Below are 10,541 nucleotides of genomic sequence, written 5' to 3'. Positions count from 1 at the left end.
CCTGCTACGGCACCGGCATCGTGCGGGGACTGTGATGGAAGCGGTCCGAACTCACGATCCAGTTCGGCAGCGGCTCGCCATCGCGATGCCGTCCGCCGGCAACGGCGGCCGCCCAGGCTACCACCGCCCCGATCAGAGTTGCGGCCGCAATCGAGAATGCGAGGATGATCGAGCTGCGTCGCGCACGGTTGATCGCCGTCCGTGAGTCCACAATCGCAGCGTCGACCCGGCGCTCGGAGTCCGGCGCGGACAATCCCGTCACTGCCGTAACCTGCTGAACGAGATAGGCTCGATCGTCGCTGCTGACGCCGCCGTGGCTCGATGACGTCATCAGGATGCGTCCAGCTTCAGCGCGGGTTTCCCGGAGGTCGACCGGAGGCCGCCTCGGCGCGCGGAACAGCTTGTCCAATTCATAACTCAAAAGCGGCTCGGCTGCGGTCGCGCTGCCAGCAGACGTCCGGGTCGGAGAGCGGTCGACTGCAGCCGCGCCGAGAAACGCAAGGAACACGCCGCCGATCAGCACGGCCAGCGCCCATGACATCAGGCCATGGAGCCCGTCCCACCGCTCGCCATCATCATCGATGGCCGAAACTACGACTACCTGACGCGTGGTACGGCCGGCGATATAGCCGCCGAAGCCAAAACTGGCGACCGCCTGCAGGATTAAATACAACCCTGAAAGAAGAGCCAGCGCCGCCGATGCATCTCGCCACGTGGGCGACGTCGAGCTGATGCCGAGCCCGACAGCGACGCCAAAGCTCACCAGGATGAAGGACAACGCCGCGGCGGCGAATGCGCCCGCGACGATAGAACTCCATTGGATGCCCCAGCGATCTTCGGTGACCGGCAAACGACGTTCGATGACATCTTCCTGCGCGAGAGCTTCGATGGTCATGTCACCCCTCTCAGCGCAGGCCGAACAATGACAGGATCGCCATGATCACCACGATCAAGCCGACGAGATAAATCAATCCGTTCATAATCTATCCTCCTCAAGTGCTGCTGCGCGCTAATGAGGAGAGACGAGGAACGTTCCTAATTTCGTCCGCCGAACGGAACGAAACCGGAGGATGCGACTTGTATGTTCGAGTCCTAAAGATAGGGATTGCAAGCACAAAGGCCTCAGCCGGTCAGCCCGGGCTGGGGCCTTTTCGTCGTCGGCTGGTCAAGTCGTGAGGTCGCGCGGTTCGCGAGTTCCACCCGCTCGCGCCTCGGGCTGCGCCTGTGGTTGCCAACACCGCACCGGCCAATCCTCACCATCCCGACATGCAGGCCATGGCCGATCTTGCGTTGGCTATGTCCGAGAGGCCTATGACGACCTGACAAAGCTGCTGAACTGAAAATTCTGCTCCGATTGCCAGGGCGTCGTATGCACATGACGGCGATGATCCTTCGATGTGAAGCCGGCGCCGAGCAGAGCGGCGATGCTGTCGGTGCTGTGACGCGTCACCGGCAGACCGCTGCATTTTTCGGGACCGTCGATCGCGAATGTGCCGATGATGACATGGCCGCCCGTCTTAACCGCTCGTCTGAGACATGCGACATAAGCCGCTTGTTCTTCTGGCGCGTTGAGAAAGTGAAACGCCGCGCGGTCATGCCAGACATCGTACGTTCGCATCGGCTGCCACTGCGTCACATCGGCCACGATCCAGTCCACGCCGTTACCGGCAGCGCCGAGCCGTGCACGCGACGCCGCGAGCGCCGCGTCGGACAGATCGAGCACGGTCAGGTCCGTATAGCCGGTGGACAGGAGCGCATCGACCAGCCGAGACGCCCCGCCGCCGATATCGACAATCGCGGACGTCGGCCTCGCCCCGGCCAGCGCAATCAACTCGAGCGACGGCGACGGGTTCTCCTGAAACCAGCTCACCTCGCGTTCGCCCTTGCTCTCGTAGACGCTCTGCCAATGCGCCGCCCGGCCTGAACTCGTCATAACGCCTGATCCCCATCCTCTCCCGCTCCCGGGGCTGCTGCGCGACGCTTCGTCAGCCCTGATGATTGCGGGGTGTGCAAGCCGCTCCGGCGAGCGCTACTCGTAACAATTGCCGCGCCCTGCCCGCGACATCAAGTTCCCAACACGTAACAATGTTGCGGGTCGACACTGTTCCTGTCGCCATGCTACCCGAAGTGGATCAGGAACCCGAGTGTCGCAGTGACCACGATCCGCAGCCCCTACAGCTTTTGCTCCGTGCGCCACTGGCGCGGGCTGATGGCTGTGCTGGTGGCAACTGTGTATCTGCTCTCGGGCCTGCTGCACGGCGCGCACGACGTTGACGTCACCAGTCCCGCCGGCGGTTCGGAGATCGCCTCGATCCTCGACAATGGTTCCGAAGGCCACGGCGATCACAAGGCCCTTGGCGGCCATCACTGCCACGGCTGCTTCTCCGTCGCGGTTGCACAGCCGCTGCAATCCGAAACCGCGACCGACATCGTTGCCGCACCGCTCGTGCAGCGTGCGCCTGCGCTGACCGGCATTGCGCCCGATCCCGACTCCCCGCCCCCCAAGCACCTGACCTGAACTGATCAGCCGGGCGCCCTATGCGCCCACGATGCTATTGTTCACAGGTCACCTTCATGTCTTGCAGACGGATTGCCGCGCGCCTCGCGTGCGCGATGGCGCTTCTCGTCGGCCCCTGGCTGACGCAGCACGCACACGCCCAAACGCTGACGATGCGCGCGGCGCTCTCACGTGCGCTGGCCGCAAGCCCGCGCCTGACGGCGGCGGAGCGCGACGTCGGCATCGCCACCGGCCAGCGCATCCAGGCCGGTGCGCTGCTCAATCCGGAACTGACCTATGAGCAGGACAACTCGTTCGGCTCCGGCATCTATCGCGGCACCAAATCGGCCGAGACTACGCTCCAGATCAGCCAGGCCTTTGAGCTGTTCGGCAAGCGCGATGCCCGGATTGCCGCGGGCGCAGCCGGCACCGAGGTCGCCGCGATTCAGCGCAAGGCGATCAGGCTGGAGGTGCTGTCCGAGACCGCGATCGCCTTCCTCGGCGTCCTCGGCGCGCAGCGGCGCATCCAGATCCTGGACGAGCAGATTGCGGCGATCGACAAGCTGACGCCGCTGTTGCGCCGACGCGTCGAGGCCGGTGCCTCCTCGCCGGCCGAAACCGGCCGCGCCGAGGTCGCCTCTGCCCTGGTGAAGGCCGACCGCGAGCGATTCAAGGCGACGCTGGCCAGCGCGCGACGCGAGCTCGCGGTGCTGATGGGCGACCCTGCCGCAAAATTCGGCGAGGTCTCCGGCCGGCTCGACATGATGGGCAAGCCACCGACCTTCCAGTCGGTCGTCGCCGCCATCGACGCCAATCCGCAGCTGGTGCGCTGGACCGCGGTGTATGCGCAGCGAAACGCCGAGTTGCTGATGGCGCGGCTGAGACCTTATCCCGACGTGCGGATCGCCGCCGGCTGGCGCCATTTCAACGAGACCAATGACGACGCGGTCCGCCTCACCGTCTCGGTGCCGATCCCGGTGTTCGACCAGAACCAGGGCAATATCCTCTCGGCGCAGGAGAGCCTCGCCAAGACCAAGGCCGAGCGCGAGGCCAACCGCAACACGCTGATCGTGGTCGCCGGCCGCGCCTACGACTCGCTGCAGGGCTCGCTGCGCGAACTCGCGGTGCTGCGCGAGACCGCGATCCCCAAGGCCACGGAAGCGGCCGACGCGATCTCGCAGGGCTACGGCCAGGGACGCTTCACCCTGCTCGAAGTGCTGGACGCCCAGGCCAGCGTTGCCCAGGCGCGCCTGCGCGAGCAGGAGGCGCTGCAGAACTTCCATGCCGGCGTTGCGACCATCGAAGGCCTCGTCGGCAATCCCTTTGCGCTGGCCCGGGAGAGCGCGCGATGAAGACATCAACCATCCTCGTCGCCGTGGTCGCCGCCGCACTCGGCGCCTACGGCTATTCCCTGCTGGCACCGGCCAACGTTGCACCGACGGAGCATGCCGCAGAAAAGAAGCCGGAGAAACCGAGCGACCATGTCGAGCAGGACGAGCACGGCGCCGACCGCATCCGCATCTCCGACGTCAAGCTGGCCGCTGCCGGCGTCACGCTGGCGAAAGCCGCGAGCGCCACGCTGACCGAAACGCTGTCCTTCAACGGCATCTTGCGCGCCAATCAGGAGGCCGTTGTGCAAGTGACGCCACGCTTTCCGGGTGTGGCAAAATCGATCCAGAAGCGCATCGGCGACAAGGTCGGCAAGGACGATCTGCTCGCCAGCATCGAGAGCAACCAGAGTCTCACCGTATACGAGCTGAAGGCGCCGATCGCCGGCACCATCATCGAACGCCAGATCTCGCTCGGCGAATACGCATCCGAGCAAAAGCCGGCCTTTGTCGTCGCCGACCTTTCGACGATCTGGGTCGATCTCTCGATCTACCGGCAGGACCTCAAGCGCGTCCGGCTCAACGACGAAGTGCTGATCGATCCCGACGACGGCCGCGGCGAGATCAAGGGCACGATCTCCTACATTGCGCCCGTGGGCTCGAGCGAAACCCAGACCGCGCTCGCCCGCGTGGTGCTGCCCAATCCCGACGGCCGCTTGCGGCCCGGCCTGTTCGTCACCGCGCGGCTGATCCTCGCCGCCCGCAACGTCGCGGTCGCCGTGCGGCGCAGCGCGATCCAGACATTGGAAAACAGGACCATCGTGTTCGTCCGCGAGGACAGCGACAAGATCGAGGCGCGCCCGGTGGAGCTTGGGGATTCCGATCCGCAATTCAGCGAGATCAAGGCGGGTCTCACCGCCGGCGAACACTATGTCGCTGAAAACAGTTTCGTCGTAAAGGCGGAGATGGGCAAGGGCGAGGCCGAGCATGATTGAGCGCCTCATCGCCGTCTCGCTGCAACAGCGCTGGCTGGTCCTCCTGCTCGCGCTCGGCACCACAGCCTTGGGAGCCTGGAATTTCCAGCGGCTTCCGATCGACGCCGTGCCAGATATCACCAACGTCCAGGTCCAGATCAACACGCGCGCGCCCGGCTATTCGCCGCTGGAGACCGAGCAGCGCATCACCTTCCCCGTCGAGACCGCGATGGGCGGCCTGCCCAAGCTCGACTACACGCGCTCGCTGTCGCGCTACGGCCTGAGTCAGGTGACGGTCGTCTTCAAGGACGGCACCGATATCTACTTTGCCCGCCAGCTCGTGGGTGAGCGCATCCAACAGGTGAAGGACCAGCTTCCGGCCGGCGTCGAGGTCGCGATGGGCCCGGTCTCGACCGGGCTCGGCGAGATCTTCATGTACACCGTCGAAGCGAAGGCCGGTGCGAAGACGCAAGGCAGCCACGACTATTCGCTGACGGACCTGCGCACCGTGCAGGACTGGATCATCCGGCCGCAGCTGCGCAACGTGCCGGGGGTGATCGAAGTCAACACCATCGGCGGCTTCGAGCGGCAATTCCACGTGCTGCCTGATACCGGCAAGCTGATGGCCTACCGGCTCGGCTTCCGTGACGTCATGACGGCGCTCGCCGCCAACAACGCCAATGTCGGCGCCGGCTATATCGAGCGCAACGGCGAGCAATATCTGGTCCGCTCGCCGGGCCAGGTCGGCAATATCAGCGAAATCCGGGACATCGTCATCGGCTCGCGCGGCGGCAATCCGGTCAGGATCAGGGATGTCGCGACCGTGACCGAAGGCCGCGACCTGCGCACGGGCGCGGCGACGCGGAACGGCGAGGAAACCGTGCTCGGCACCGCCATGCTGCTGATCGGCGAGAACAGCCGCGCGGTGGCGACCGGCGTCGCAGCCCGTCTCGCGGACATCGCCAAATCGTTGCCCGAGGGCGTCGTCACCCGAACCGTCTACGACCGCACTCATCTGGTCGAGGCCACCATCCGCACCGTCGAGAACAACCTTCTCGAAGGCGCGGCGCTGGTGGTGGCGGTGCTGTTCCTGATCCTCGGCAACATCCGCGCCGCGCTCGTGGTGGCCTGCGTCATTCCCCTCTCCATGGCCATGACGGTCACAGGCATGGTCGAGACAAAAGTCAGCGCGAACCTGATGAGCCTGGGCGCGATCGACTTCGGCATCATCGTCGATGGCGCCGTGATCATCGTCGAGAATTGCCTGCGCATGCTCGCCGAAGCCCAGCGCGAGAAAGGCGGGCTGCTCTCCACGTCCGAACGGCTGCGCACCATCGGGCGCGGGTCCAGCGAGGTCATCAGGCCGAGCCTGTTCGGAACACTGATCATCGCGGTGGTCTATTTGCCCGTGCTGACGCTGACAGGCGTCGAGGGCAAGATGTTCACGCCGATGGCGCTGACCGTGCTGATGGCGCTCGGCGCCGCCGCGCTGTTCTCCGTCACCTTCGTGCCGGCGGCGGTCGCGATCTTCGTGACCGGCAAGGTGTCCGAGCACGAAAACCTGTTCATGCGGATGGCGAAGCGCGTCTATCTCCCCCTGCTCCGCCTTGCCATCGACAATCGCGTCGCGGTTGCCGTCATGGCCGCGATCATCGTCATTGCAAGTGGCGTCGCCGCCTCACGCATGGGCGGCGAGTTCATCCCAAGCCTGGACGAGGGCGACGTGGCGCTGGCCTCGATCCGGATCCCCGGCACCAGCCTCACGCAATCACTGGATCTGCAAAAGGCGCTGGAGAAGCGCATCACGCAGATTCCGGAGGTGAAGGAGTTCTTCACCCGCCTCGGCACCGCGGAGGTAGCCACCGACCCGATGTCGCCGGCGCAGACCGACGGCTACATCATGCTCAAGCCGCGCCCCGAATGGCCGGATCCGCAGAAGCCGAAATCGGAGGTGATCGAGGCCATCGACAAGGCTGCCGACGACATTCCCGGCAGCGCCTATGAAATCTCCCAGCCGGTCCAGCTCCGCGTCAACGAGTTGATCTCCGGCGTGCGCAGCGATGTCGGAATCAAGGTGTTTGGCGACGACCTCGACATCCTGCAGGGCGCAGCGAAGCAGGTCGAGGCCGCGATCCGCGGCATCCGGGGCGCCAGCGACGTCAAGATCGAGCAGGTCTCGGGCCTGCCGATCCTCACCGTCCGGCTCGACCGGCAGGCGCTGGCCCGCTACGGGCTCAGCATCAGTGAGGTGCAGGGCATCGTCGAGATCGCGGTCGGCGGCAAGTCGGCCGGCAAGCTGTTCGAGGGCGACCGGCGTTTCGAGATCGTCGTGCGCCTGCCGGAGCACCTTCGCGGCGATCTCGACGCGATCAGGGCAATTCCGATCCCGCTGCCGCCCGGCGAGGACGCGAGCGCGCCGATCCGGGCGGCGTTGCCGGCCTCTCCCCTCGCCCAGATGCGCTACGTGCCGCTGTCGTCGGTCGCCACCGTCGACGCGACGCCCGGCCCGAACCAGATCAGCCGCGAGAACGGCAAGCGGCGCATTGTCGTCACCGTCAACATCCGCGCCCGCGACCTCGGCTCCTTCGTCGCTGAGGCCGAGGCCGCCGTGGCGCGGAAAGTCAAACTACCGCCGGGCTACTGGATCGGTTGGGGCGGCCAGTTCGAGCAGATGGTCTCCGCCAGCAAGCGGCTCACGATCGTCGTACCGGTGGCGCTCGCGCTGGTGTTCCTGCTGCTGTTCATGAGCATGGGATCGGCGGCGGATGCGGCGCTGGTGTTCTCCGGCGTGCCGCTGGCGCTGACCGGTGGTGTCGCGGCGCTGTTGCTGCGCGGCATTCCGCTGTCGATCAGCGCCGGCGTCGGCTTCATCGCGCTGTCGGGCGTCGCCGTGCTGAACGGCCTCGTCATCATCGCCTTCATCGAGCGTCTGCGCAGCGAGGGACGCCCTGTCGCGGAGGCCGTGCGCGAGGGCGCACTGACGCGGCTCCGCCCGGTGCTGATGACTGCGCTGGTCGCCTCCCTCGGCTTCGTGCCGATGGCGCTTGCGACCGGTGCCGGCGCCGAGGTGCAGCGACCGCTCGCGACCGTGGTGATCGGCGGCATCATCTCGTCCACTGTGCTGACATTGCTGGTGCTGCCGGCGCTCTACGTACTGTTCCGGCGTGACGGCGTGGGCGAAACGCCTACAATGGCGCCTGATTAGCCGGTTTCCGGGGAGCGCTAGGTTTGGGCAACCACGACCATCACGGTCATCACCACCATGATGACGGCCACGCGCACGATCATGGTCACGACCATGGCCACTCGCACGGCGCCGGCCACGCGCATGTCCATGCGCCCGCCAATTTCGGCAAGGCGTTTGCGATCGGCATTACGCTCAACACCGCGCTGGTCGTGGCCGAGGCGGTTTACGGCTATATCGGCAACTCCACCGCACTCCTCGCCGACGCCGGCCATAATCTGTCCGACGTGCTCGGCCTGGTCGTGGCCTGGGGCGCCTCGATCGCGGCTCGGCGCGCGCCGAGCGGCCGCTTCACCTATGGCTTCCGCGCCTCCACGATTCTGGCAGCGCTCGCGAATGCGGTGTTCCTGCTGGTGGCCACCGGCGCGATCGGCTGGGAGGCGATCTTGCGGCTGCGCGAGCCGGAGCCGGTCGCGGGCGTCACGGTGATGGTGGTCGCCGGCATCGGCATCCTCATCAACGGCTTGACCGCCATGCTGTTCGCGAGCGGCCGCAAGGACGACATCAACATCGAAGGTGCGTACTTGCACATGGCGGCCGACGCCGCAATCTCGCTCGGCGTCGTCGTCTCGGCAGCGCTGATCATCTGGACCGGCTGGCTCTGGCTCGATCCCGTCACCAGCCTCGTCATTTGCGCCAGCATCCTCTGGGGCACGACCAGCCTGCTCCGCGGCTCCATCGACATGTCGATGGCGGCAGCGCCGAAGGGCACCGACCTCGCAGCGATCAAGGCCTTCCTGCTCGCGCGGCCGGGCGTGTCAGCGATCCACGATCTTCATGTCTGGCCGATCTCGACCACCGAGACCGCGCTGACCTGCCACCTCGTGATGCCCGCAGGCACCGCCGACGCGTTCCTGATGGAGACCGCGCAGCTGCTGAAGACGTCGTTCCGCATCGGCCACACGACGCTTCAGGTAGAGACGCATCCGGACAACGGCTGCGCGCTGGCGCCGGAGGATGTGGTGTGAGGGCGTTCTGACGGTGGGGAGGGAGCGGCGCTACCCCGCCTTCGCCGTCACGATCCAGATCGCGCCCGGCAGCGCCACTGACTGCTCCTTGAGGAACGGCGCGAGCGTCTCGCGGATCGACGCCTTGGCCGCAGCGTACGTCTCCGACGGGTGGCCCTGCAGCGCGCGACTGGCGGGGCCGATCTGGAGCGAACCGTCGACCGCGGCATCGAGCCCGCCGCCGATCGCGATGTCCATGGCAAGATTATGGGGCTCCATCGCCACGTCGACGAAGCCGGCTCCTTTCAGGATGCGCGTCACGCGCTCCTCCGAGGCAAAGGCGAACGGCCCCGGCTCTTCCGGCCCGACCGGCGGCATCTTCGGCACATGTTTGTAGACCGCCATCAGCGGCGCCATCATCCACGGATTTTCCTTCGGCTCGCGCCAGCAGGCAAACGCCAACCGCCCAGTCGGCTTCAGCGCACGACGCAGATTGGTGAAGGACGCAATCGGATCGGCGAAGAACATCACGCCGAAGCGCGAGGCGAGCAGGTCAAAGCTCGCCGGGTCGAACGGATACACCGTTGCGTCCGCCAGCACGAAATCCAGCGGCAGTCCCTTTGGCGCGAACGCGCGCGCCTGCGACAGCATCGGATCGGACACATCGAGGCCGAGCGCAAGACCGTTCGGCGCCACCGCCTTCGCGAACGCAAAGGTCGTCGCACCCGAGCCGCAGCCGACATCGAGAACGCGCTCGCCGGGCTTCGGCTTGGCGCGGTCGATCAGCACGTCGGCAATGGGTCCGAGCAGGCTCTCCTGCGCGCTGTGGCGATCGGCCCAGCGTTGTCCGCTGGGGCCGTTCCAATAGGCGATCTGGTCGGCGTTTTGCTGGTGTCCGCTGGGTTGTTCCATAGGGCCTCCGGTTCGGCGGCCTGCTTGGGCTGGCCTGCGAAGCCATCGCTCGCTTCGCGAGCGCAGGCTGGTGGGCGGTCACGGATTCGAACCGCGGACCCTCTCGGTGTAAACGAGATGCTCTAACCAGCTGAGCTAACCGCCCCACGGCGCTTCTTTATCCCTACCCGCCCCGTACGGGCAAGTACGGAACATCAATCCCGCCGCCTCAATCCCCCGGCCGCCCCGGCAGCAGCGGCACGGCGTCGATCCACACCGCGGCCGACTGGCACCAGATCTGCCTCACCGGGCGCAATTTGTCGCGCTGGCGGATGCCGCCCCAGCGGATGCCCCAATCATCGGCCTGGTCGCCCTCGCCGCTGGTGAACAGCGGGGAACCGCAGTCCGCGCAGAAGTGCTGGAAGCGCATCCGGCCGTTGTCGCCGCGCTTGCCGTAGACCTTGGGCGTGCCGCCGGTGACGTGCAGGTCGGCAGCGGTGCAGATCGCGGTAACCCGGAACGGTGAGCCTGTCAGAGTCTGGCAATCGCGGCAGTGACAGACCGAGACCGTCTCGGGGTCGACCTCGGCTTCGAAGGTGATCTTTCCGCAATGGCAGTGACCGTCGACCTGCATCGCATTCCCTTCCCCAAAACAAGAAC

Annotated in this window: 9 protein-coding genes and 1 tRNA gene; 5 read left to right on the top strand and 5 right to left on the bottom strand. The window is 66.3% G+C overall.

Features of this window, described 5'->3' with window-relative positions:
• Positions 1-4 precede the first annotated feature (4 nt).
• Both K3F49_RS26595 and K3F49_RS26590 read right to left on the bottom strand, forming a co-directional pair.
• Positions 5-895, bottom strand: coding sequence for a hypothetical protein (locus tag K3F49_RS26595; RefSeq protein WP_234683877.1), 891 nt, complete (start codon positions 893-895; stop codon positions 5-7).
• A gap of 414 nt (positions 896-1,309) precedes the next feature.
• On the bottom strand, positions 1,310-1,933 hold the full coding sequence (locus K3F49_RS26590; RefSeq protein WP_234683876.1) for a class I SAM-dependent methyltransferase: 624 nt from the start codon (positions 1,931-1,933) through the stop codon (positions 1,310-1,312).
• Positions 1,934-2,209: 276 nt separating this feature from the next.
• On the opposite strand from K3F49_RS26590, the gene K3F49_RS26585 reads away from it, so the two are divergent.
• From K3F49_RS26585 to K3F49_RS26565, 5 genes are read left to right on the top strand one after another with little or no spacing between them, the layout of a single operon-like run.
• Complete coding sequence (locus K3F49_RS26585) at positions 2,210-2,518, top strand: hypothetical protein (protein WP_234684097.1); 309 nt, start codon at positions 2,210-2,212, stop codon at positions 2,516-2,518.
• A gap of 56 nt (positions 2,519-2,574) precedes the next feature.
• Positions 2,575-3,849 (top strand): divalent metal ion exporter subunit IhpA, encoded by a 1,275-nt coding sequence (gene ihpA, locus K3F49_RS26580; protein ID WP_234683875.1) that lies wholly within the window; start codon positions 2,575-2,577, stop codon positions 3,847-3,849.
• Positions 3,846-4,820, top strand: coding sequence for a divalent metal ion exporter adaptor subunit IhpB (gene ihpB / locus K3F49_RS26575; RefSeq protein WP_234683874.1), 975 nt, complete (start codon positions 3,846-3,848; stop codon positions 4,818-4,820). The genes ihpA and ihpB overlap by 4 nt, the downstream gene beginning before the upstream one ends.
• Positions 4,813-8,004 (top strand): efflux RND transporter permease subunit, encoded by a 3,192-nt coding sequence (locus K3F49_RS26570; protein ID WP_234683873.1) that lies wholly within the window; start codon positions 4,813-4,815, stop codon positions 8,002-8,004. The genes ihpB and K3F49_RS26570 overlap by 8 nt, the downstream gene beginning before the upstream one ends.
• 23 nt (positions 8,005-8,027) lie before the next feature.
• Positions 8,028-9,011, top strand: a complete 984-nt coding sequence (locus tag K3F49_RS26565) for a cation diffusion facilitator family transporter (RefSeq protein WP_234683872.1) — start codon at positions 8,028-8,030, stop codon at positions 9,009-9,011.
• Positions 9,012-9,041: 30 nt separating this feature from the next.
• Here K3F49_RS26565 and K3F49_RS26560 read toward each other — a convergent pair whose 3' ends face one another.
• The 3 genes from K3F49_RS26560 to K3F49_RS26550 all read right to left on the bottom strand — a co-directional run bounded on the left by K3F49_RS26560 (position 9,042) and on the right by K3F49_RS26550 (position 10,515).
• The gene (locus K3F49_RS26560) at positions 9,042-9,902 is read right to left on the bottom strand and encodes a class I SAM-dependent methyltransferase (RefSeq protein WP_234683871.1); all 861 of its coding nucleotides are present in this window, start codon (positions 9,900-9,902) and stop codon (positions 9,042-9,044) included.
• Positions 9,903-9,970: 68 nt separating this feature from the next.
• Positions 9,971-10,047: transfer RNA gene (locus K3F49_RS26555), tRNA-Val, on the bottom strand.
• Positions 10,048-10,110: 63 nt separating this feature from the next.
• The gene (locus tag K3F49_RS26550) at positions 10,111-10,515 is read right to left on the bottom strand and encodes a GFA family protein (RefSeq protein WP_234683870.1); all 405 of its coding nucleotides are present in this window, start codon (positions 10,513-10,515) and stop codon (positions 10,111-10,113) included.
• Positions 10,516-10,541: the final 26 nt, after the last annotated feature.

It is taken from the genome of Bradyrhizobium monzae (assembly GCF_021458635.1).
GTDB lineage: Bacteria > Pseudomonadota > Alphaproteobacteria > Rhizobiales > Xanthobacteraceae > Bradyrhizobium.
This window is presented reverse-complemented; position numbering and strand designations above follow the sequence as displayed.

Coding starts and splice junctions, on each gene's coding strand:
- K3F49_RS26595 (WP_234683877.1), bottom strand. CDS start 895: ATGACCATCGAAGCTCTCGCGCAGGAAGATGTCATCGAACGTCGTTTG.
- K3F49_RS26590 (WP_234683876.1), bottom strand. CDS start 1,933: ATGACGAGTTCAGGCCGGGCGGCGCATTGGCAGAGCGTCTACGAGAGC.
- K3F49_RS26585 (WP_234684097.1), top strand. CDS start 2,210: ATGGCTGTGCTGGTGGCAACTGTGTATCTGCTCTCGGGCCTGCTGCAC.
- ihpA (WP_234683875.1), top strand. CDS start 2,575: ATGTCTTGCAGACGGATTGCCGCGCGCCTCGCGTGCGCGATGGCGCTT.
- ihpB (WP_234683874.1), top strand. CDS start 3,846: ATGAAGACATCAACCATCCTCGTCGCCGTGGTCGCCGCCGCACTCGGC.
- K3F49_RS26570 (WP_234683873.1), top strand. CDS start 4,813: ATGATTGAGCGCCTCATCGCCGTCTCGCTGCAACAGCGCTGGCTGGTC.
- K3F49_RS26560 (WP_234683871.1), bottom strand. CDS start 9,902: ATGGAACAACCCAGCGGACACCAGCAAAACGCCGACCAGATCGCCTAT.
- K3F49_RS26550 (WP_234683870.1), bottom strand. CDS start 10,515: ATGCAGGTCGACGGTCACTGCCATTGCGGAAAGATCACCTTCGAAGCC.